The organism is Methylophaga thiooxydans DMS010, from assembly GCF_000156355.1.
GTDB lineage: Bacteria > Pseudomonadota > Gammaproteobacteria > Nitrosococcales > Methylophagaceae > Methylophaga > Methylophaga thiooxydans.
In genome coordinates, this window is the sequence record NZ_GG657899.1 from 42,730 (window position 1) to 66,035 (window position 23,306).

Sequence of the window (23,306 nt, forward strand, 5' to 3'; positions counted from 1 at the left end):
AGCTACTTGGCTGAGCGTTGGATTTGCTTCATGCGAAGTTTTTCTTTGTTGATAATATAGCCCCAGGTGTTGGGCGTATTGGTCAGCCACTTGTCGTCAGTTTGCTGGGTGGCAACAGACGTACCGCCACTGCGTTCGTAGTTTTGTTTCATCCGCTGTCTTTCAGCTTGCGTCAGATCATCATATGAAAGGAGAGGGTGTGCCTGACTTGCAGCAGAAAGCAAGAAGCCGGCTACGATGGTCGTCAATAACGCTTTATTTTTACCATTCATTGGTGTTTCTCCGTTGATGTTTATTCGTGGCAATGGTTATCAGTAACTAATGTGACAATGTGATGATTGAGTCTATCCCGAATCGATTTACATTAGTGGCTATTTGAGTTGTGCTGATTATCGTCGGTTAATTTTGAGGGTGGTGTTTCAGTCTATTTATTAGCAGCCGGTAGATGATAACTCTCAGTACACATAAAATAACAAGTGACTGTTAAGAAAGCTTATTAATTAGTTCAACAATAACAAAGGCTGAACTTGCCAAGAAACCCACCACAGGCACCCAGACTGGAAATAATACCGTGCCAACTGGACGCGGGTCTTGCTTTTTGACGCGCCAAAGTGACAAGTTGACGATCGCAAATAAGGTCAGCATGACCAGCGATGTGGCTTGTGCCAGAGTTAATAAGCTGCCTGTTAAAGCGAGTACTAAAACACATAAGGTGGTCACCAGAATCGCGGCTAATGGGGTACGCGTTTTGTGATGAACCTTACTGAGTATCGCCGGTAATTGGTCTCGTGAACTCAGACCATATAGCACTCTGGATGCCATAATCATTTGAATCAAGGCGCCATTAATGACTGCAAACATACCGATAATCATTATCAGCGTCGCGTCTTTTCCAGAGTTCGATTCGTAAATGAAGGCAAGAGGGATATCACTGGCTGCAATGTCGGAGGGGGCGATCGACAATACTGCGGCTAGCATCAGCAGAACATAGAGTACCATGGTAATAATAAGCGTGAGGATAATGGCTAGAGGCAGATTACGCTTCACATCTTTGACTTCTTCTGCCACGTCGACCATATCTTCAAAGCCAATAAACGCGTAAAACGCCAAAATGCCGCCAAAGAAAATGCCATGCCAGCTACTGATATCTATAGATGGCACCAATTCGGGCCAGCGTGAGGGTAGGGTTAATAACGCTTCATGACTGACCGCAATGACCCATAGTAAACCACTGATTTCAATGAGCGTGATTAGGCTGGCAACGATAACTGATTGAGCGATTCCCCACGCTGCTAATGCCCCGAGGCACAAGCTAATCAGCACAATACTGATTAGCCGTTCAGAGCCAATAAACTGTTGCATATGGGCAAAAAAACCGTTGATTAAAGCGGCAGCAGAAACAAGACCGGCAAGCACCACCAGTAGACCGATGACGGTTGATAACGTTGTGGAATGAAACCCTTTTTGTACATACAAGGCGGCACCGGCTGCTCGCGGGAAACGACTCGAAAGTTCTGCAAATGACAATGCCGTAAACCCAGCTAAAACAGATGCAATCAAAAACGATAGGGGCGCGTAATACCCTGCAAAGGAAACGATTTCACCGACTAAAGCATAGATCCCTGCGCCAATGGTTGTCCCCAGACCGTAAAGCGTCATCATTGGCAGAGAAAGTGAACGTTTTAAACGTATTTGCGGTTTCATGTATGGCTCGGCTTATAGATAACAGAGAATCCATATATGTCGATAATAAGCCAAGTCGTGAGTAAAGCAATAAACACGCTTGTGATGTTTCTGATTCATCACATGTGAGCTATCGCCTACAACGTCGCTATGACGTCTGTTTATAGAATGAAAAAATAGCAGTGATGGCTGCCATGCTGCACAGGGTCGTGAGAAAGCGTTACTATCAAACGAAGGCTTCAGTCGGAGTTTGGTATGAGTCAAATAGTGCTCAACATTGGTATGTTGCTTGGCGGCCTTGGTTTATTTATGCTGGCGGTAGGCATTATCAGCGATGGACTCAGGTTAGCTGCAGGTAAAACATTGCGGCACATTCTAGGCCGGTGGACGCGTTCCCCGCTTCATGGTCTTGCCAGCGGAATTGCGATTACGGGAATTGTACAGTCTTCGAGTGCCGTTACCGTCGCGACGATCGGCTTTGTCAATTCGGGGCTCATGACCTTATACCAATCTCTTGGTGTTGTGTTTGGTGCCAATGTCGGCACGACGATGACCGGCTGGTTAGTTGCCATGATCGGCTTTAAACTCAAAATCGAACTGTTTGCGTTGCCCTTAATCGGCATCGGCATGTTTGTGCGCCTAATTGCCGGTCAGCGCCGAATTGCGCACTTGGGCTGGGCATTGGTCGGATTCGGGCTGTTTTTTATTGGTATTGATGTGTTGAGGCAGGCGTTTGAAGGTTTTGCCAGTGGCATTGACTTCCAGCAACTGTCTTCAGATGGTCCTCAGGCACTGCTTTTGTTCCTGGGTGTGGGGTTTCTGATCACCGTATTAACCCAGTCCTCTAGTGCCGCGATAGCGATTATCCTGACCGCAGCAGGTGGCGGCATTATTGACTTGAATGATGCTGCTGCGATGGTGATTGGCGCCAATCTTGGGACGACGTCAACAGCTGTTATTGCAGTGATTGGGGCCACACCCAACGCAAAGCGTGTGGCTGCAGCGCATGTGTTTTTTAATGTAATCACTGCCATTGTGGCGCTCATTATTTTGCCTTTTATCTTTTGGCTTATAAGCCTGGCAGGTAATGTGTTCAGTCTTAAAAACACACCTGAAGTGACGCTGGCCTTATTTCACACAGTATTTAATATTTTGGGTGTGGTGATCATATGGCCAATGCTGGTCTGGCTGAGCGCCTTTTTGGAAAAACGCTTCATGACCCATCAAGAAATAGAGAGCAAACCCAAATACATTGATAAAAATGTAGCCGTGTCACCGTCACTCGCTCTCAATGCGCTGTCACTGGAAATAGACCGTATTGTGGGAATGAGTAAAAGCTTGATAAAGGCTGTTTTGGGGCAAACGAAAGGTACAACGCTTTTGCTAAACGAGAAATACGAGGCGTTGGAAAAGCTCGCTAATATCACCGGTGAATTTATCTCAAAACTGGAAAAAGGCACATTGACCAGTGAGGTAAAAACACAACTTTCTACACTGATTCTCGCCCAACAGTACAGTTTGTCAGGTGCTGAATCGGCTCTCGAAATAGCAAAAGATCAGACCTTGTTGCAGGCAACATCGGATTCTCACGTGAGTAGCACACTGGAGGACTACCTTGCTGAGATGAGGGGCATGATAGGTCAGATAAGTGAACAATCTTTACCAATACAAGACACTGACTTTGATGCCAATATTCAACATGTCAAGAACAGATATGATGAGGTCAAAGCGATTATGCTCGATGCCGCTGTTGAGTCCAGAGCGCCCATTCAGACGATGATGGAGGTCATGGACAATATTAAAAAAGTGCAACTGATGACAGAGCAATACTGTAAAGCCAACTATCAGCTTAACAAAGTCAAAACCTATCTAATGAGTTGATGATGGCAAAGCGGTGACGGTGGTTTAGCCTTGAGGAGCCCCAACAGTTTCCCGAGCGAGCAATGAAGGAGCCACAACAGCACATAGGAATACGCTGACTTTATCGAAAGAAACCTTGGCAAGAGGAACAACTGCAACCAGTCCCGTTTCGAGTAGAAATAGTGCCAAAATGCCTTTTTTCAGCTGGTTTATGGGGCGTTAACTTGAGCCCTGTAAGGTTCTAGCCAGTTAAGGTGTGTCGGGTTTTGCTTTTCTCGGTGATGCTTGTTTCAGCCGTAAATGCTCAGATTGACTCACCTGTGTCCATAAACAAGCTATAGCTTAAATAAGTCGGCATTTTCGATCTTACATTGCAGGACTATGATCGCTTTGTATCGTTGGATAAAGCGCTCAGAATATTGTTTAGAGGTTATTTTCAATCGTCCAAGTTTTTAGCACTTCAAGAATAGATAAAGCACTCAAGCCTCTGTCTGCGATTGTGTACTGAACTGCTACAGGTTTACTTGAAATAACCTTCCTTGTGATCAGTTTATTTTCCTCCATTGCTTTCAATCTCTCTGCTAAAACTTTTTTACTGGCACCGCTGAGTTGTCTCGCTATTTCATTAAAGCGCATGGGCTCATCTTTTAGGTGCCATAAGATAGAACCGGTCCATTTATTACCGATAATTCTCATACCTCTCTCGACGGGGCATGGTTTATAGCAAATTAGCTCATTTTGGTTCATAGATTTTATAGGTTACAAAAAGTTAACTAGTTGACTATAGTAACCTGAATGATAACGTGTGTGTGTCAAATCCAATTAGGAAACTACAAATGAAAGGTAAATCTATTGTCGTTGAGTCCGGTGGCGGCTTTGAGCGTGTCAGAGTGGCTGATGCCGAGGCACAAGCGCCTAAAGCGGGAGAAATTCTGGTCAGAATACATGCCAATTCACTGAATTATCATGATTATGCTGTTGTTAAAGGGCTATGGCCTGCATCTGAAAACAGAATACCGATGGCTGATGGTGCAGGTGAAGTGATTGAGGTTGGCCCAAATGTAACTGAATTTGCAGTGGGTGACAGCGTAGTCAGTACGTTTTTCCCTTCCTGGGTAAACGGCGCCCCCGTCGTTGACGGTTTCTCAACGGTTCCGGGCGATGGCGTAGATGGTTATGCAAGAGAATATGTGACTGCCAGTGCTGAGGCATTCACAAAGTCGCCCACGGGTTGGTCTCATACGGAAGCGGCGACTTTGACCACAGCTGCGGTGACAGCTTGGCGAGCTCTGTTTGATTTTAATCCACTTAAATCCGGTGAAACGGTGCTTTTGCAAGGTACGGGTGGCGTTTCTATTTTCGCTTTACAGTTTGCCAAAATGGCAGGCGCCAAAGTGATTGCCACTTCCTCCAGTGAGCAAAAACTCGCAAGGCTCAAGGAGATGGGAGCTGATCATGTGATCAACTACAAGAAAGAACCTAAATGGGGCTTTTTAGCCAGAGAGCTTAATGATGGAAAAGGGGTTGATCACGTCGTCGAGATTGGAGGCGCTGAAACACTAGAGCAGTCTCTCAACGCGATACGTGTCGCTGGCCAAATTTCATTAATTGGTATCCTGTCTGGACAAACTTGCGATATAAATATTGTGAAGTCTTTTGTGAAACAGGCGAGGCTGCAGGGTGTTCTTGTTGGCAGTAGAGAGCATCAGCAGGAGATGATTAGAGCTATCGAGGTTAATAAGCTCAAGCCGATTATTGATCGTACGTTTGCTCTGCACGAGATTGTTCAGGCATTTGAGTATCAAGAGACGAATCAGCATTTCGGAAAAATTTGTTTAGAGTTTTAATAAAAAAAGCCCCGTTAAGCGGGGCTTTTTTATATCTGGCAAAGACAGATCAGAAAGTATATTGCATACTCACCTGACCATTGGCATAAGCCTCATCACTGTCAGCGCCGAACTCCACATTTACGATTAGCGTGAGCGAGCTTTTTTCTGTTCGTACATCGCAGCATCAGCACGTTCAATCATTTCATCCAGTGACATATCAGTCTGATAAGAAAAGGATGCAACCCCCGCACTGTAAGCAATTTTATATGGTTTATTAATGCTCTGGTTCATCGCTTCAATAGCGTCATCAAACCGGTTCAGAACGGCATCAATCTGCTCTTTGTCGGTATCATTTAGCATCGCGACAAATTCATCACCACCCAGACGACCGATGACATCACTATCCCTAAAAACGTCCCGCATCACATTAGCAAATTGCGTCAATGCAAAATCACCCTCGTGATGGCCATACTCATCATTAATCGGCTTAAACTTATTTAGATCAAACAAGATGATTGTCATCGACATTTTTTTACGAAGACAGACGTTCCGGCTATGCTCTGCCAAACTTAAAAAGCCGCGTCTATTCGAAATCAGCGTCAACTCATCCAAAGTTGCTAGTTGAATGGAGTTGATCTCTTGCTCGATCATTGCCCCTAAATCTTCTAATAGTTGCTGATCTTCTTCATCTAGCTCTTTAGGCTCACCATCAATCAGGCATAAAGTACCCAGATTGATGCCTTGTCTAAGTTTTAGAGGGTAGCCAGCATAAAAGCGAATATTAGGAGCGTCGGTCACCAGCGGATTATCATAGAACCGTTCGTCTTCAAGAGCATCGGGGATGATAAACAGACCATCCTGATTGATGGCGTGTCCACAAAATGAGATCTCTCTTGGTGTTTCTGAAGCGTCGATACCTTGTGCAGACTTAAACCACTGACGGTTCTCATCAACCAGACTGACCAAAGAAATAGAGACCCCAAACATTCGTTTAGCCATTCGAGTGACGCGATCAAATCGTTCTTCATGAGAGGTATCTAAAATTTGAAGCGTTCTTAAAGCATGAAGTCTTTCTGCTTCGTTTTTGGGGATTTTAGGTTTAATCATGTTTATTAAAGTCGTCACGATACAAAAAAGCTAGGATAACAGATAAAGCTTATATAGAAAGCCGTGATTAGTGCGACGTAATTATCAGATTTATACTCTTAAGCGATGTGAGCCAGGGGCTGTGTATATCAAGCTGAATGTCATCGTGCCAGAGAAGTAACGTTTGTATTTGATCTTCGAAATTGTTGGGGTTGTGTGCAAAGTTACGTTAATAGCAGGTGCTTAACTGTCTTCGACAGTGGACAGTCGTCGATCCGCATCCTATCGGATGGTTATGTATTCGTCGGTCTACAATAGCCCTGTTATAATGCCCACCCATTGTCCCCGTAGCTCAGCTGGATAGAGCGTCCCCCTCCTAAATCCTCTGGAGCAATATCGAGGCGGCCAGCTACCGCAAGGCAATCCCTTGATTATTGGGTGTTTTCACTTCAATTGCCGGTCACCTTCCGGCTGCTAGGCGTGGACGCCGAGCAACCGTCAGCGTAATTCCGATGATGATTGTGACCGATTGTAAACATCATCAAGTAGGGCGGCGATGATCATGTTACGCATGTCGCCATTCGCCATAAATTCGTTGACGATCTTTTCATTACGTCCCTGACGATTGACGAACGCCTCGATGACTTTCGGCTCGAACACGACCTTGAACTTCTCTTTGGAACCGGCACGTGCTTGCTCAGCGAGCTTGTCATTGTTGACCATGTCACCGGATATTTGATCGAACAGCAGCTTGTCGTCTTCGCTGAAGTCAGTGCCGAAACGTTCATTGATGACTTTGATAACGGCTGACAAGGGTGACTTGTTATCTTCATGGTTGCCACCCGTACCAACCTCGGTAGTGCCATAGACCGGTTTGGTTTCGTTCACAGTTAATGAACCATTGCCATCAAACGTTTTCTCGTTACGATAAGCGCTGAGTTCAACGTCATCATCAAGGTCGATGTTGCCGCCATTGCTTCGGTAAGGCAGCTTGGTTAACAAGTGACGGCCATAGGCATAGAGCTTTTCTAATTCGACATCCTGCCAGTCGATGATTTGGCTGAGGAAGCTATACAGCCGTACAAAGCTTTGCAGGCTGCTTTTAAATTCTTCGCCGTCTTCGTTGTAGCGCTCTTCGTCAACAGAGGATGTGCTGTCCCTAAATTCGTCCTTGTATCGTTGAACCGCTGGATCGACCCACTTATTGAGTTGGCCGTGATCGCGTTTGGTTTGATTGGTCACTGGTTTGAAGTAGACAGCAGCGAATGACTCAACATCTTCAGAGCGGATGATATGAAAACCGTCGATCTTTTGTTGCAACGTGTAAAGCTGATTGGGATCGGTGGTCTCTTCAATTTCAGTTTCTTGGAAGTACGGCTTAAAGCTTTCTTTGATCTCTTCCATTTCGTTAGCGAAATCGAGCACAAACGTATCGGTCTTGCCACTGTTTGAACGATTGAGCCGTGATAGCGTTTGTACCGCCTTAAGGTCTTTCAGTGGTTTGTCGACGAACATTGTGTGCAGTAGCGGCTGATCGAAGCCTGTTTGGTATTTCTCTGCCACGATAAGGATGTGATACTCCCGACTCGCGAAACGCTCAGGCAACTCTTTTTCACCAAAGCCATTCATGCCCGCTTCGGTGTAGCTCTGGGTATCATCGTCGGGATCGTCTACCGTACCTGAAAAGGCCACCAGCGTTTTAACGTCGTCATAGCCTTTGTCATGAATGTACTTGTCGAACTCTTGTTTGTATCGCACCGCATGCAGACGCGAACGAGTGACAACCATCGCCTTGGCTTTACCGGCAATCTTTTTCGACGTGAAGCGGCGGTAATGCTCAATCATGATCTCGGTTTTCTGGGCGAGGTTGTGCGGATGCAAGCTCATGAATCGAGCGATGGCGCGTTTGGCTTTCTTCTCGTCCACTTCGGGATCGTCATCGACCTTTTTCGATAGTTCGTAATACGTTTTGTAGGTCGTGTAGTGCTTGAGCACGTCCAGAATGAAACGTTCTTCAATCGCCTGACGCATGCTGTACAAATGGAAAGGGCGCGGTATGCCGCTACCATCATCAACGCCGAACATTTCAAGGGTCTTCGCTTTGGGCGTGGCAGTAAACGCATAGAAGCTCAAATTAGGCTGTTTGCCTTTCTTCTTGATCTCCTCAAGTACCAAATCTTCCGTTGTTTTTTGTTCGGGTTGTTTGTCGTCTTCGACTTCAGCCGCAGCTAAAACTTGCTCGTCATCATGCTTACCCAGAACGACACGCAAACTTGATGCACTTCGTCCACCTTGGCTGCTGTGTGCCTCATCGATGATGACGGCAAAGCGACGATCAGAAAAGTCTTCCACTTTCCCCATCAGGAACGAAAACTTCTGCAAGGTGGTAATGACGATCTTGGCACCGGCGTTAAGTGCATCGGCCAGATCTGTCGATGATTTGTCCTCATCAATCTTTTCGACCACGCCCTGTTTGTGCTCAATTTGATAGATGCTGTCTTGTAATTGTTTATCAAGGTTACGACGGTCAGAGATAACGACAACCGTGTTGAACACCGGCTTGTTGTCATCACCATGCAGGCTAGCGAGTTGATGGGCTGTCCATGAGATCGTGTTGGTTTTGCCTGAGCCCGCGCTGTGTTGAATCAGGTAGTTTTGACCGGCACTGTCCAGCGCCGTTTGCTTCAATAAAGCTCTCGTCGCTGCTAGCTGATGATAACGCGGGAATATCAGCGTTTCCTTGCGTGTTTTCTTGCCCGTATCCGGATCGCGTTTCTCTTCTGTCTGTAAATGAACAAAGCGATGCAGAATGTCTAACCAGCTATCACGCTGCCAGACTTCTTCCCACAGATAACCGGTCTTGTAGCCCGTGACATGGTTGTGATGGTCTGGGTTGCCCTTGCCGCCATTGTTGCCCTTATTGAACGGCAAAAAGAAGGTATGCTCGCCAGCAAGGCGCGTGGTCATAAACACTTCATCGGTATCGACTGCAAAGTGAACCAGAGCACGCTTTTTGAATTGAATCAGTGGCGTTTTGGCTGTTGGCTTACGGTCTTTGATGAATTGCTTGATGGCATTGATGGTCTTCTGGCCTGTGAAGGCATTCTTGAGCTCCACAGTCGCGATAGGCAACCCATTAAGCGACAGCATCATGTCGATGGAGTTGTTGCTGGCAAGGTCGTAATGCACTTGGCGCATCACGGTCAGCTTGTTTTGCTGATAACGCTTTTCGGTTTCGGGGTTGAGGGTTGAAGCAGGACGAAAAAACGCAAGACGAATCAATTGGCCTCGGTCTTTGACGCCATTACGCAGCACGTCCAGCAGCCCACGTTGGTCGCATTCGCTGGCAATGCGTTTGACCAAGGCTGAGTCGATTTGAGTGCCGTAGCTGGCTTTCAGGGCGTTGTAGGTGTCTTCCTGTGTGGCTTTGACGAAGTCGAGCAGGGTAGTGGCATCAAGGGCTAGGGTTGCATCGAATTGAGTATTGGGGGCGATGTCATACCCAGCTTCGCCAACAAGGTAAGCCTCAATCGCTTCTTCGAAGTCCAGTTCTGATGTGGTTTTACCTGTGACTGCCATTGTTCAATCCTTTCAACATTGTCGGCGTTATGAGGCGACGGCTTCCTCGACATCCTGCGGAACTTGGTCGCGCACGTCAATTTTGCCGGTGACGGCGGCTGAGATTAATGCGGCTCGACGTTCCGTACTCAGGGCAATCGACTTTTGAACCTTAGTTATCAACCTTTGAATTTTATCTGTGCGTTCAGATATGTGTTTGACTATTAGTATTTGTTCCTGAACAGGTGGCATTGGAATGATGCAAGCTCTGACATCATCTTTGTAGAGAGCTCCAATAGTTGTGGATTTGTCAGCGTTGACCAGCTCTGATTTACCATAAGAACTGATGAACCAATAGTACGTGAACTGAGGAAAGAAATTATCATTGAGTCTGATAAGATACAAATTTGGTGCTAGGGTTGCCCTACAGTCTATTTCAGGCATCAAATAAACTTTGCCTATCTCACCCCTTTTGGCAACTAATAGCTCACCACCATCTAGCGTAGTTTTACTTAAGTAGGAATATGATTTCTCATTGCATGATCTATTGCCATCGACTAATCCGAATCTACGATGTTCGAGGTCGGTTGCTCTGACGTACCAAGCATACTTGTTGTCAGTATCTAAGCTGACGTTCTTTTTTACTTCAGCGAAGCTACCGTTAGCTTCGAAGTCAGTCAGAAAATCAATGCCACGACGTAACTGAACGATACTCCACATGCTGGGAATTTCACCCAACCACTCAACCCCACTGTCTTTCATCGGCACATCAGGATTCAAGCCTTTGGTGACAGCGTGGGAAATGACAGCCTGACGCTTTTCTTCCAACAGCTTAATCAGCCGCTGTTGCTTTTCAATCAGGCGATCTATTTTGGCGGTTTCACGGTCGAGGAAGGTGGCGATTTGGGTTTGCTCGCTTTGCGCTGGTAGTAAACAAGTTAAGTTACTTACTTGCTCAGCACTAACAGCCTGAAATGTGCTACCTGTTGCAACTGCACGGAGTTGACTCACTGAAGCTTGAAGTAACCACCACATAAAGTCAGCCTTCACGGACTGAGCAGTGATAGCACATAGTCCTCTACCAATTCCGTACTCTTGATTTGCAATGTTTAGTTCGCCAACTGGAGCACGAACTGACAGAAGTACATCTCCTTCGCTGCAAGTTTTTTTCGCAGCTTCACAAAACAGCTTGGCTTTGGGTGTTCGCATGCCAAACTCTGCGTTTCCTTGAAGAAAAGGTCGCCCATGCCCTTCATCATTACAATCATCAGAGTTCGGTGATTGGCCCATGTTAATGGATGAGGTGAACTTAAGTCTTGTTAACATCCACTCTTTGGGTTTTGTGTCGAACCAAGGTAGAGCAACAGTTTCGTATTGAGAGTATGGTGCGTATTTGCCCGACAATTGTTCCATCAAACATGCACCTCTCGCAGCAGCTCAAGAATTTCAGCCGTGACCGCATCCAACTCAGCATCAATCTCTTCTAATGGTCGAGGCGGCACGTATTGGTAGAAATGACGATTGAATGGAATTTCAAAGCCGACCTTGGTCTTGTCGTAATCAATCCACGCATCCGGTACATGCGGAATGACTTCGCGTTGGAAGTAGGTATCAATGTCTTCTTTCAGCGGCACGTTTTCGTAATCGCGTAGCTCGCTGTCTGGTTCTGGCTTGCCTTTGTTGTTGGTGCAAACGTCGGCGTTTTCGTCGCGCTCGCTCAAGGCTGACAGGATGACTTTTTTAAGCGGTGCGCCAGCCTTAACCTGCGCCGATTTAAGCGCTTTATCCATGTCTTTTACAAAGGTGTCGCGATTCAGGTACAAACCACGCCCAGGCAGCGTCTCAAGCGCTGTGATGATGGTCTGTTGGTCTGTTTTATCGAGCTTGCTGAAAGCTTTGTTGTCACGCAGGAGTTCAAGGCGCTCTTCATCGACGTTGAAGTTAAGCTTAAGCGGTCGTTCAACGGTAATTCGTTGGTAGCCAAAGTCGCTGTTGTCGAAGATTTTGCTTTGTTCGCTCTCTTCGAAGTTGCCAAACAATTCAGCGATGGTTTTTATTTGCTCCGGTGCAATCTGCTTACGTTTGCTACCAAGGCTTTTACGCATTGGGCTGTGAAAGTCGGTCGCGTTAATCAGTTGCACTTTGCCTTTGCGTTGCGGCTTTTTCTTATTGGTGATAATCCAAATATAAGTGGCGATACCGGTGTTGTAGAACATGTCGGTAGGCAGTGCCACAATCGCTTCCAGCCAGTCGTTTTCAATGATCCAACGACGGATTTCAGACTCACCACTACCAGCACTGCCTGTGAACAGCGGGGAGCCATTGAGCACAACAGCAAGCCGTGACGGGTCACCATTGCGATTGAACTTTGAAATCATGTGTTGAACGAACAGCAGTGACCCATCGCTGACACGCGGTAGACCGGCACCAAAACGACCTTTCAGGCCAAGCGTGTTGGCTTCTTCCTTGATGGCTTTTTCGACCTTCTTCCACTCCACGCCAAAAGGCGGGTTAGATAGCATGTAATCGAATTGCTCGTCTTCAAGGCCATCTTCGCTAAAGCTGTTGCCGGGGTGGATGTTCTTGGCGTTTTGGCCTTTGATGATCATGTCTGACTTACAAATGCCGTAGGACTCGTCGTTGAGCTCTTGTCCGTATACCTCAAGGTGGGCATCGGGATTTAATTCACGCAGATAGTCTTCGGCGATGCTGAGCATGCCGCCAGTACCACAGGCGGGGTCGAACAGCTTACGTATGATGCCCGGCTTGGTGAGTACGTCTGCGTCTTCGTAGAACAGTAAATCGACCATCAGGCGAATGACTTCGCGTGGGGTAAAGTGCTCACCGGCCGTTTCGTTGCTTTGCTCTGAAAAGCGCCTAATCAGCTCTTCAAACATGTAGCCCATTTGCAGGTTACTTACCGCGTCTGGATGCAGGTCAGCTTGGGCGAACTTGCTGACGACAAGGTAGAGCAGGTTGTCTTTATCGAGCCGTGTAATTTGCTCTGGCAGCTTAAAGCGGTCGATGAAAATTTCGCGGGCATCGTCACTGAAGCCATTGATGAAGTGACTCAGGTTGGCAGCGATATTGTCAGGGTCATCGAGTAATTTTTGGAAGGTGTAGGGGCTGGTGTTATGGAAGTTCTGACCCGCTGCCATGTTGAGCATGGTTTCACGCATGGTATGGTCGACGTTGTCAGATAAGGACTTCAGTTTGTTGAGCACATCACCTTTGCTTGCTTCCAACACGCAATCAAGTCGACGTAATACGGTAAAGGGCAGAATGACGCGCCCGTACTCGGACTGTTTGAAGTTACCACGAAGAATGTCGGCGATTGACCAGATGAAGCTGACGCTGGTGCTGAAGTTTTCCAAGATGCGATCCCTGACTTGATGTTGCTTATAAAGGCACGAGGATAGCGGAAAGGTGGCTACTTTGACTAGTTATTGTAAAACGATCACGGTTGCGTTCTAAGCCGCCCTCTATGTTGGGGCATAGGTTGATGTGACTCTAATTGTTTGGGGCTGACAGGCAGCAACCTAGCGGCTTTGAAGATGATTGTTTTCTACTTTCAAACAGCGGTTGTATTCTTCCATCGTTTCCTTTGTATTAGGCTGTTTTGGCCGTGAGATCTTTTGTTAAGCACTAAGCCCATCTGAACCGCTACAAACCATCTTGATTTCCTCATTTACGATAACGTCTATATTGCGTTCTAAGCCTTTAAAAACATGCTGTAATAGGGTTGCGTGGGTCAGCTTGTTTGGGGCGAGCACAGATCAACCTTGTGACTTGTGGTGTGAAGAAAGATCAACACTCATGAAAATCATCAAAAGTAGTTGATATTACGTTGACCTTTCGTTGATCTTTACATTCGGTATGAATGATAAACAATTAGCGATTTTTTGAGATAATCGAGCAATCCTCAATGCTTTGTCGGTATATCTTGAACGCTCGGGCATTGTTGTAAAAGTCAGTCACTTGTGACTGATCGCGCCAAGAGGGGATATAGCTGGGGCGCACAGGCGAGTTGCTCTCATAGAGGGTCATTACAGCCAGGCTATTGAGTGTATGTGCTGAGCCTCATGACTAAATGCTCATACGCAATACTAAATTGTAATGTGTCAGGTCCCCTTATACTGATGTTTATCTGGGGCAGGTAGAACCAAACCTTGTGTTCCTTCATGGGGTTAGGGGAGATTTGCCTGCTAACCAGATGTATTATTAAAAACAATATACTTACTAACACCCAACACCCAACACCCAACACCCGTTAGGCATTCGAGAACAGGCCTGAGTGTCTGTGTGTGGCTGTCTCATCCGTTAGACACTTTTTCAATACGTTCTCCAATGAGCCGCTTACACATCAAATGGCTTTACTTTTCTCCCTCTGTATTTGTATTCAAAATCTGTGCGGGCTCAAGTTGCATCTCTACGTAATAACAATAACCAAAGTAATTAATTACTATAAATAACTAATAACTATATGTAGAAAAAACAAATGAGCCCGCACAGAGAGACGGAGCAAAAATTTGGCGGGTCGTTTTAATGCAATTGAGTACCTTCTTCATCACCTTACTGTCAGGCATCGGGACATGCTGGGTGACAGTGACACTTAGGCGAACAGAGTGATCCATAGACGGCGTTTCAGGTTCGTACCCAAGCATGGGTACCTCAAACTAATTTGGACGGCTTAGAACGTCTTTGTATGCCCACATCAATTTTGAATTCAGATTCAACACAATCAGGTCATTGAGGTCATTGTTAATGATGTTGTTGAGTCTTTCCCGGTAGCGGATGTACATCAGAACTTTCGGTATGGTTTTCTCCCTGTATAAGGTCGTTCCACGGGAGCCGGATTATTTAAAATGCATCCCCCACAAGGATACGGAAAATATCTAGGACTTTGGTTTCCTCCCTTCCTTGAGTAGACGCGGATTTAGGCTCCCATGAATTGAATGAATATCTGCGGGTGTAAGGCTATTGCTTGCTGCTTGGGTTGAAGGTCTTTTTAAAGATCCTAGCAGCCGGTTTTAGAGGCTTTCTGGTGACGACCTTCATCACCCTACATCAGCAGAAAGAAGACGGCTGTATGAGGCGATGAGTGGATCATGGCTTCTATGCAGTCGATGACCAGACACGACGGCTTACGATGGGGGATCGATACTCAATCTGTGCGGGCTCATTTTGACCATTAACGATGACTAAGTAACGTCGACGCTATACTGTCTAGTGCTCATCGTTGTTGTCGTTTTGTTTTGTGTAATGGGGAAGAAAGGAGGTGAATTGAATGATGCTGAGGCGGTCTAGGCGATCGTCAGGAAAATGTTTTGTCTTTAACTGTAGTCAGGGTAGTTAGAAGCTTTATGAAGCGGCTTAGAAGCCGATACTGGGTATTGCCCGCATGATGCGTGATGACACCATGCGAGCAATGATTTGTCTGGTTAGCGTTTGACTAGAAAGAATCGTGAGTAGAGACGGTACCGGTTGTTTTTGGCATCTGTCTTGTCAGGGGTGAGTTTTCGTAATTTATAAGGAAACGGCATCTATCAATGATTCGATCGTAACTGCCAGTCATGCGGATGTGTCTCCCATTAGAGAATGCGAAGTCAGCCGAATACATACCCCTTTCACTGACCGGTGGGTTGGTCACTGCGCCAAAGCGATCTTCAAGCTTGATGACGACATCAAGAAACCGGTCAATGCAGTTATTTTCATTGGGTGAAGTAACGCGAGAAGAAACATTAAAGCCGTCAGCTACACCATCCTTGAAGAAAGCTCTTGCGGTCATTGTCATGCCAGAAATGGTGACGGTGTATTTGAGATGATCTTCGCTGCCAGCTTCTTTTTGCCATACCTCAAAGTCTGGCTTGTGCTCGGTGAGTGCTCTTGCCTCGCTGAATGTCATACCAAATTCCAGGTTGCTGAAGCCTGATAAGTCGCGGGCTTCTACAGCAGAGCTGATGACCAATGCAGACAGCATGAAAGGCTTGAGATGTTTTGCGTACATAAATTTCCTTATTTGTTTGAAGGTTGTTTAACGGCTGTTTAATACGGCAACCGCATCCGATAAGTGAGCAGGGGCAAGGTGAGCGTAGCGAAGCGTCATTTTGATGTCGGAGTGACCTAGCAACTCGCGAACGCTGTTTAAGTCGATACCGGCAGAGACAAGACGGCTGGCGAAGTGGTGACGAAGGTCATGAAGACGGAAATCATGAATCTTGGCATCACGTAAAAGCACTTTCCACGCTTTGTCGATGTTGGTGAAGCGCTTTCCATTTTTGCCAACGAAAACGTGACCGGCATTTCGTTTCGTTTGTTTTGACCACATTTGTAAAACGTTAAAGGCTTCAACGTTAAGCGGAATGTAACGTGTCTGTCCGGTTTTTGACGTGTTACCGACAATCGTTATTCTTTTATTGTTGAGGTCGACATCTTGCCAGCGAAGATTGAACATTTCGCCTCGACGCATGCCGGTGTTCATCAGCAACAAGACCATCGGATGAACGTGATCTTGAAAGCCGCCTAGGATCGTTTCTAAGCGCGTGAAACGCCCGTCAGCATAGAAGGGGTTTGATTGAGTTAAACGACGATCACGTGATCTTAGGGAAGCTCTGAGGCGCTCTTCTTCGTCAGGTGATAGGTAGCGAATGATGGCGCGGTTGTCGGACTTTTGTTTCTTCACTTTGGTGATGGGATTTTGCTCGATGACTTCCCACTCAACCGCACGATTGAACATGGCCTTTAGCGTGCCGATGTAACGGTTCGATGTTGAAGCGCTGAGTCCGTCCTTGTGACGTTTTGACCGCCAACTTTCTATATCCCATGCCGTGACTTTATCGAGGCGCTTGTTGAACAGGTGTTTGAATTGATTGAACGGTAACTTGGCTTTGGGGGCTTTATGGTGGGCTATGAACCAAGGCAGATAAGTATCGCTGATAAAGTCGCCGAGCTTGGGAACGGGCTTTACATCACGTGCCGTTTGTTTCTCGCGTTGAATATCACGACCTAGCTTTACTTGGGCGTAGAGCGTCTCAGCCATCTTGCGAGCGGCAGGAACGGACAGGGCAGGGAAATTACCCATCGTGTAACGCAGACGACGACCATCTGGGGCGGTGTAGATGAGGCTAAATGTCATTGTGCCGGAGGTGTAGCGTTTGAGCTTGAAGCCCGCCATGACCGTGTCAGTGACTTCAAAGTGCTTGTCGGTTTTAGTCTTGCTCATATTGGTAGCAAGTGAGGGCGTTAGCTTCTGTTTGTAGTCCATTAAACGGCTCTGTAACTGGTTTTAAGGCCAGTCTATCAAGCCTAGGTAGGAAACCAAGGATGGCATCTAAATAAGCTTTGGTTTAGGCTGTCTTGGGAACAACGGGGAGTGTTCTCAATGCGGGTGCCTACCTTTAAACAGATGATGGCGGTCAGTCTTGACTAGGCGCTGGATACCGACACCATAATTATTGACGGTGAAACATGGAGAGTAATTAGATGGAATATAAGCTCAATTTGAACATGCTTGCAGGACTTGCATTCCTAACACTATCAACCAACTCAGTAGCATTCTGTATTGAGCCTTCAGCTCCTTTCTCAAAGCCAAATAAGCCATCAACACCCTACTGTGTTAACGAATGGGCTAACACACATACCTGTGACCAGTGGGAGATAGACTCATACAATAGCGAAGTTGAAGCCTACAACCGCGATGTGGAGATGTATATCAACGACCTAGAGCTATATGTAGCAGAGGCATCAGATTATGCTCGATGCGAAATTGACAGTCTGTAAGCATATCCGTTTCACCGCCCGGAAGCCGCTCAGCCGCCGGTTGGCCCAACTCGATTCGAAGCACTTACTAACGCCTGTTATAATGCCCACCCATTGTCCCCGTAGCTCAGCTGGATAGAGCGTCCCCCTCCTAAGGGGAAGGCCGCAGGTTCGACTCCTGCCGGGGACGCCAAATTAATATCAATATGTTTCTATTACTGAGTTTAAATACAATAATAACAGTTAGTTATAGTTTTGGTTGTGTCCATTACTGTCAATATTCGTCATTGACATCCAGGGGCAATAAGGGGCAATATTCGGGGCAACAGTAGATTTATTCTTTTTTTGGAAAAGTTGCCCCCCCCAAATGCCTCTCACAGACAAACAAATCAAAAATCTCAAGCCTGGCATAAGACCAGACAAGTCTGAGACGAATAAACCTTACAAGGTCAGTGATAGCCATGGCTTGTATATCGAGGTTCCTCTAAAAGGCAGCAAACGCTGGCGTTACAAGTTTTATTTCGAAGGGACTGAGAGAAAATTGTCTTTGGGAACGTATCCGAAGATCTCCTTGAAGGAAGCACGTCAAAAACGTGATGACATAAGGAAGAAGATTGATGCTGGAATTGATCCTTCATATGAGCGTAGGAAAAAAAGACTCAATGCATCTGTATCAGGAAATACATATGAAGAAGTTGCTCGTGAATGGCATGCCCGGAATAAGGCGAACTGGACAAAGAAATATGCTGACTTAACTTTGTCTAGGCTGGAGCAAAATGCATTCCCATGGATTGGTGATAGGCAGATAGACAAGATCACTGCACCTGAACTCTTGACCGTGATCAAAAGAGTTTTTGATCGGGGTGCCATAGAAACTGCACATCGTATAAGAAGGCTTTCCAACACCATATTCAAATTCGCTATCGCAAACGGGATGACGGAAACAAATCCCGCGGCCGCTCTGGAAGGAGCTTTTCCTACTCAAAAAGTGAAGCACCATTCCGCTGTGACAGAACCTAAGAAGGTGGCTGAACTCCTCAGAGCTATTGATGGGTATTCTGGGCATTTTGCAACAAGATGTGCCTTAAAATTATCCGCGTTGGTTATGAATCGTCCCATTAATATCAGAGCTGCCGAATGGGGTGACATTGACCTCGAAAATAGTGTCTGGCGTATTCACATGGGAAGAATGAAATCGAGACGAACTCACATCATTCCTCTATCAAGGCAGGCACTGGAAATACTGGAAGAGATCCGTCCTCTTACAGGTGAAGGGAAGTATGTTTTTCCATGCATGAGGTCTAAAGCTAGGCCCATGAGTGAAAACACCATTTGTGCTGCATTGAGGAGAATGGGGTTTTCCGGTGAAGAAATGAGCGCTCATGGATTTCGCGGAATGGCATCAACTCTACTCCATGAAAAAGGTTATAACAGTGATTGGGTGGAACGTCAGCTAGCCCACATCGACTCATCAACCAGATCCGCATACAACCATGCGCAACACTTGGATGACAGAGCCAAAATGCTTCAGGAATGGGCAGATTACTTAGACGAGCTGAGAATTAACTTCTGAAAGTTGCAGCGATGACGGCATTTGGCTAATGTATACACAGATGGATTAATTTCCACCTGTCAAACGCGTTAAATGGGTTAAACCTAGGCAAGAGCCGATAACGCGGAAAGAGCAGAAGAGAGTGTGTTGACAGTCATGCAGCTCATGCATGATGACTCAGTGCGCTCTTTTTTTATGCCTGAGATTTATGCATGGGCCGAGAACCGTGAGGTTTTACATGGCTTCTAATGCAAAGCTGATAAGAGTCAAAAGCGTGGTTGAACAAAGAGAGCAGTCACGTGCCAAGGTATATCAAGATGTAGAACAAGGACTTCTACCTCCCCCCATTAAAGTTGGGACTTCCTCATTCTGGATTGAGCATGAGATTCATGCCTGTAACGACGCACTCGTTGCCGGTCTATCCGATATGGAGATGAGAGCTTTTGTAGCCGATCTCATTTCAAAACGGATATCTAAGAAACAGCTATACCAGAAACACCCCAAGCCCACCCAAATACCAGTTGCAAGTGTCAGCAGTGTTCACACTGGGGAGGTTTGAGCAATGTCTGAAAATATTACATTGACTGAGTGGGCCGAAGAGTTGGATTTTGTCACCCAGCTAGTTCTTAGGCTGCCAGAGCTAGGAATAAAGCCCAGTTACCTAACGACACTGAGTCTGACTGACTTGATTCGCCACCGACGTTTTCTTCTTAGGAAGCTCGAAGAAAAGGGAGGCTTTTAGGGATGAATAAACTAAAGAATCCACCAGGCGGTTTTGACAGAGCGGAATTGTCAGAGACGAAAAAGCTAGGTCTCAGCGCTAGTGCGGTATCCCCAAATTTTGAAATACAGGATCAAGCGCGGGAGTTTCTAGTATCTATCGAAGCTAATCACGACATTAATACGGGTGGAGAAAATTTGGTCCACCGGCCAGCCCCCAGCAAAAGAACAAGGAATCGAAAAAAAGTTATTTATGGAGATGATTTTGAGTTTGGTGGTTACAGGTATCTAATTAACTCAAAACCATCAGGGATCTACCTACGAATTATGACAACCATGATGGAGCAGCTAGAGGTTTGTCTTGTTAGATGGTCAAGGGTTTTCATGCTCAGGTTCGATTTACATACCTACCAACATACCCATAGTAACCAAATCATTACTAAATTCCGTAAGCGTCTTTTTGAGCGGATTAAGTGGAGGTATCAAGTTGATGAGATTGGTTTCTGCTGGGTGCGAGAGCAAGAGCGAGCCAAAGCTCAACACTATCACTTTGTAATTTTTTTGGATGGTGATCGAATCAGACATTCTTCAAAGCTGAATCGAATCATTAAGGACGCCTGGGAAACCTATGATGGCAATAATCACATGCCCGTGATTCCCCGGCCATTCGTTTTTATTGACACTCATGAGGCAAAAAAGAAAGCGGTCTACAGGATATCTTATTTGGCAAAGGCAAGAGGCAAAGGCTACAGGCCACCACAGACTAAGGACTATGGCTCCTCCAGAATGAAAATTAAAGGAGGTATTGACGATGTCAAAGAGACACGACAGTGACCTACTCAGTACGAAGCAGTCAACATTCGTGGATGAGTATCTAGTTGACTTCAATGCCACCCAAGCGGCAGTGAGGGCCGGCTACAGCCAAAAAACGGCATCCCCGCAGGCAGCTAGGTTGTTAGCAAATGTTAATGTTTCAAAAGCTATCTCTGAGAGGGTTAAATCCCGTTCAGAAAAACTGGCTGTTGATTCTGAGTATGTGCTTAGGAGGCTTATAGAAATCGACCAAATGGATGTGGTCGATATCCTCAATCATGAGGGACAACTCAAACCTGTATCTGAATGGCCAGAGATCTGGAGACAAACTATCACCAGTCTGGACGTAGCTGAGTTGTCTTCAGAAGGTGAAAATATTGGGCTTCTTAAAAAGGTGAAATGGCCTGATAAGGTCAAGAACTTGGAGTTACTGGGTAAGCACACGGATATTGGCGCTTGGGAAAAGAGAGTTGAGGTGAACCTCAACGACCGTAAATCTCTGGCTGAACTGCTTGAGGAGGCGGCTCGGGAGTCATAAGCACAGTTTTCTGGTAATGTTAGCAATTTTTGAAACGGACTTTTCAGATGACTATAGCGCTATCAGAGTTGCTCAATATCCCCAATCCTAAGAGTTATAAAGTACATCTAGCGAATTGGAATGGTGAAAGTCAGCCTCTGGATGTTTTTGTAAGAGACAGGGAAGAATGGCGGTTATGGAATTGCTGGCGTAGCAAGCGAAATGACTTTAACAGGAAGTACGTACTATCACTCATCGACTATTATCATGAGCCAAATACCTGGCTGTTTGGCGGTGTGTTCGAGGTGGTATCGAGATCTGCTGAACCTAGAACTCTTAGCTATGAATCCCTGCTCACAGATCAGTATCAAAATCTTATTGGTCGGCTGAAAATTTCTTGGACTAGAAACGGAAGACAGAGAGCCAGGCAATTGGAAGGCATCGTCGAACAGCTCCTGATCAAAGAAATTCTGTCTGAACAGTATTCCGGTGAGCATTTCTGCGGTTTTGAGAATATAAACCATAACTTCAGCGTGATCGAAAACATCATCAAGCTAGAAAAAGCGGACTGGAAGTCATCCTTGGAAAATGTAAAAGGTGTTTATGCAATAACTGACAAGTCCAATGGCAAGGTATACATAGGCTCTGCATACGGTGACTCTGGTATTTGGTCCAGGTGGAGCTGCTATGTATATACCGGGCATGGATTTAATGATGAGTTAACCAAGTTGATAACCTCTAAGGGGCTTGGCTATGCTAGAGAGAATTTCATGTTTTCATTGTTGGAATACCGCCCAATGAGAACAGATGATAAGGCCATCATTGACCGAGAAACCTATTGGAAGAATGTATTCCAGAGCAGGGTTCCATTCGGATACAACAGAAACTAGAACTACAGACATAAGCAAGGAGAGCTAAGTGTTTTGCACACAATGTGGCGAGCAACTCGCAGATTCAGCCAGGTTTTGTTTTAACTGCGGTGAAGCAACTCAGAAAACTGATCTTAGTTTGGCTGATGATAGGGAGCCGAAGATTGTAATGAGTCAAAGAGATAATCTTGAGGTGTCTGAAGGGGCTGAACCTGAGCCTATAATTAACACCAAAGACGCGCTTTACCATGCGGCCATTGGTCATAAATATGAAGACTATTATCGCGATGGCTTCGATAGGTTTGCTAGAGAGGGAAATACTGGAGCCTCATGGAATTGGCCAGCATTCTTTTTCTCACTATATTGGATGCTATACAGGAAAATGTGGTATCCGGCGGCTGGTTATTTCCTTGCTGGAATACTCATCACCATCATTGCACTCCCCACTGCAAAGGATGGGGCTGGAGTCACTACGGTTGATATCGTTTATCTAGTTGGAGCTTTTATTATTTTTCCAATGTATGCCAATGCTCTGTACTACAAAAAATGTAATGAGTTGATAGCAACCGCACGATTTAACCACCCCAACCCGAATGAGCAACTCAGCTATCTGAAAAGAAAAGGCAGAACCTCTAGCATTGTTTGGGTACTGATTGCATTGTGTGTAGTTCTTACTCTATTGGGCATTCTTGGAGCCATTACTGTTCCTGCTTATCAGGATTACTCAACGCGCACTCACGTACAGAATGCATATAACTCCAGCAATGAAGTTACTAAAGCCTTTAAAGAGTATTATGAGCGTAATCAGACTATACCGCAGAGGCTTGAGCAGTTGTTTATAGGCCCGCAACATATACCTAATTCATTGTTAAAGTTGGACCCAGATAATGGGCAAATAACTGTAAGCATGTATGCTGGAGACTTGAATGGTGAAGCCTTGGTGTTAACTCCATACTTGGACAATAACCAACAGATATTCTGGGAGTGTAAGGCTGCAGGAATAAGCCAGAGGTATCTTCCTAACGCTTGTAGTCAGTAACCAGTCCAAATAGAAACAAAAA

At 45.9% G+C, this 23,306-nt stretch carries 18 protein-coding genes, 1 tRNA gene and 1 pseudogene; 11 read left to right on the plus strand and 9 right to left on the minus strand.

Annotated features, from left to right (window positions below):
• Window positions 1-2: 2 nt before the first annotated feature.
• Together MDMS009_RS09045 and MDMS009_RS09050 are read right to left on the minus strand one after the other, a co-directional pair.
• On the minus strand, window positions 3-272 hold the full coding sequence (locus MDMS009_RS09045; protein ID WP_008291687.1) for a hypothetical protein: 270 nt from the start codon (window positions 270-272) through the stop codon (window positions 3-5).
• A 211-nt stretch (window positions 273-483) separates the two neighbouring features.
• Window positions 484-1,704 (minus strand): APC family permease, encoded by a 1,221-nt coding sequence (locus tag MDMS009_RS09050; RefSeq protein WP_008291771.1) that lies wholly within the window; start codon window positions 1,702-1,704, stop codon window positions 484-486.
• A gap of 234 nt (window positions 1,705-1,938) precedes the next feature.
• On the opposite strand from MDMS009_RS09050, the gene MDMS009_RS09055 reads away from it, so the two are divergent.
• Window positions 1,939-3,564 carry a Na/Pi cotransporter family protein gene (locus MDMS009_RS09055; RefSeq protein ID WP_008291573.1) on the plus strand — a complete coding sequence of 542 codons (1,626 nt, stop codon included), beginning with the start codon at window positions 1,939-1,941 and terminating at the stop codon, window positions 3,562-3,564.
• Between the two features lie 402 nt (window positions 3,565-3,966).
• On the opposite strand, the gene MDMS009_RS09060 is transcribed toward MDMS009_RS09055, so the two are convergent.
• On the minus strand, window positions 3,967-4,239 hold the full coding sequence (locus MDMS009_RS09060; protein ID WP_081443613.1) for a winged helix-turn-helix transcriptional regulator: 273 nt from the start codon (window positions 4,237-4,239) through the stop codon (window positions 3,967-3,969).
• A 140-nt stretch (window positions 4,240-4,379) separates the two neighbouring features.
• Between MDMS009_RS09060 and MDMS009_RS09065 the strand changes: the two genes are divergently transcribed.
• Window positions 4,380-5,390, plus strand: a complete 1,011-nt coding sequence (locus MDMS009_RS09065) for a zinc-dependent alcohol dehydrogenase family protein (RefSeq protein WP_008291644.1) — start codon at window positions 4,380-4,382, stop codon at window positions 5,388-5,390.
• Window positions 5,391-5,516: 126 nt separating this feature from the next.
• Here MDMS009_RS09065 and MDMS009_RS09070 read toward each other — a convergent pair whose 3' ends face one another.
• From MDMS009_RS09070 to MDMS009_RS09095, 6 genes are all read right to left on the minus strand, one after another.
• On the minus strand, window positions 5,517-6,479 hold the full coding sequence (locus MDMS009_RS09070) for a GGDEF domain-containing protein (RefSeq protein WP_008291450.1): 963 nt from the start codon (window positions 6,477-6,479) through the stop codon (window positions 5,517-5,519).
• Window positions 6,480-6,956: 477 nt separating this feature from the next.
• On the minus strand, window positions 6,957-10,037 hold the full coding sequence (locus MDMS009_RS09075; RefSeq protein WP_008291261.1) for a type I restriction endonuclease subunit R: 3,081 nt from the start codon (window positions 10,035-10,037) through the stop codon (window positions 6,957-6,959).
• 27 nt (window positions 10,038-10,064) lie between these two features.
• Window positions 10,065-11,429, minus strand: coding sequence for a restriction endonuclease subunit S (locus MDMS009_RS09080; RefSeq protein ID WP_008291691.1), 1,365 nt, complete (start codon window positions 11,427-11,429; stop codon window positions 10,065-10,067).
• Window positions 11,429-13,390 (minus strand): type I restriction-modification system subunit M, encoded by a 1,962-nt coding sequence (locus MDMS009_RS09085; RefSeq protein ID WP_008291535.1) that lies wholly within the window; start codon window positions 13,388-13,390, stop codon window positions 11,429-11,431. The genes MDMS009_RS09080 and MDMS009_RS09085 overlap by 1 nt, the downstream gene beginning before the upstream one ends.
• 2,078 nt (window positions 13,391-15,468) lie before the next feature.
• Complete coding sequence (locus tag MDMS009_RS09090) at window positions 15,469-16,023, minus strand: hypothetical protein (RefSeq protein WP_008291395.1); 555 nt, start codon at window positions 16,021-16,023, stop codon at window positions 15,469-15,471.
• Window positions 16,024-16,050: 27 nt separating this feature from the next.
• Window positions 16,051-17,280, minus strand: a complete 1,230-nt coding sequence (locus MDMS009_RS09095; RefSeq protein WP_008291605.1) for a phage integrase — start codon at window positions 17,278-17,280, stop codon at window positions 16,051-16,053.
• 218 nt (window positions 17,281-17,498) lie between these two features.
• On the opposite strand from MDMS009_RS09095, the gene MDMS009_RS09100 reads away from it, so the two are divergent.
• From MDMS009_RS09100 to MDMS009_RS09140, 9 genes and pseudogenes are all read left to right on the plus strand, one after another.
• On the plus strand, window positions 17,499-17,795 hold the full coding sequence (locus MDMS009_RS09100; RefSeq protein WP_043888131.1) for a hypothetical protein: 297 nt from the start codon (window positions 17,499-17,501) through the stop codon (window positions 17,793-17,795).
• A gap of 95 nt (window positions 17,796-17,890) precedes the next feature.
• Window positions 17,891-17,967, plus strand: a tRNA-Arg gene (locus MDMS009_RS09105).
• A 174-nt stretch (window positions 17,968-18,141) separates the two neighbouring features.
• A complete protein-coding gene (locus tag MDMS009_RS09110) occupies window positions 18,142-19,347 on the plus strand; it encodes a tyrosine-type recombinase/integrase (RefSeq protein ID WP_008291220.1) in 1,206 nt (401 codons plus the stop codon).
• A 541-nt stretch (window positions 19,348-19,888) separates the two neighbouring features.
• Window positions 19,889-20,068: a hypothetical protein gene (locus tag MDMS009_RS09120; protein WP_008291690.1), complete on the plus strand. Its 180-nt coding sequence runs from the start codon at window positions 19,889-19,891 to the stop codon at window positions 20,066-20,068.
• A 2-nt stretch (window positions 20,069-20,070) separates the two neighbouring features.
• Entirely contained in the window at window positions 20,071-20,880 is an 810-nt protein-coding gene (locus MDMS009_RS09125; RefSeq protein ID WP_008291360.1) for a YagK/YfjJ domain-containing protein, read from the plus strand.
• Window positions 20,858-21,397, plus strand: coding sequence for a terminase small subunit (locus tag MDMS009_RS09130; RefSeq protein WP_043888136.1), 540 nt, complete (start codon window positions 20,858-20,860; stop codon window positions 21,395-21,397). Before MDMS009_RS09125 ends, MDMS009_RS09130 begins: the two co-directional genes overlap by 23 nt.
• 47 nt (window positions 21,398-21,444) lie before the next feature.
• On the plus strand, window positions 21,445-22,266 hold the full coding sequence (locus MDMS009_RS09135) for a GIY-YIG nuclease family protein (RefSeq protein WP_008291709.1): 822 nt from the start codon (window positions 21,445-21,447) through the stop codon (window positions 22,264-22,266).
• 28 nt (window positions 22,267-22,294) lie between these two features.
• Window positions 22,295-22,354 (plus strand): annotated as a pseudogene (locus tag MDMS009_RS16735) (zinc-ribbon domain-containing protein); the annotation flags it as partial.
• 60 nt (window positions 22,355-22,414) lie between these two features.
• Window positions 22,415-23,284 carry a DUF2628 domain-containing protein gene (locus tag MDMS009_RS09140; protein ID WP_237700507.1) on the plus strand — a complete coding sequence of 290 codons (870 nt, stop codon included), beginning with the start codon at window positions 22,415-22,417 and terminating at the stop codon, window positions 23,282-23,284.
• Window positions 23,285-23,306 lie beyond the last annotated feature (22 nt).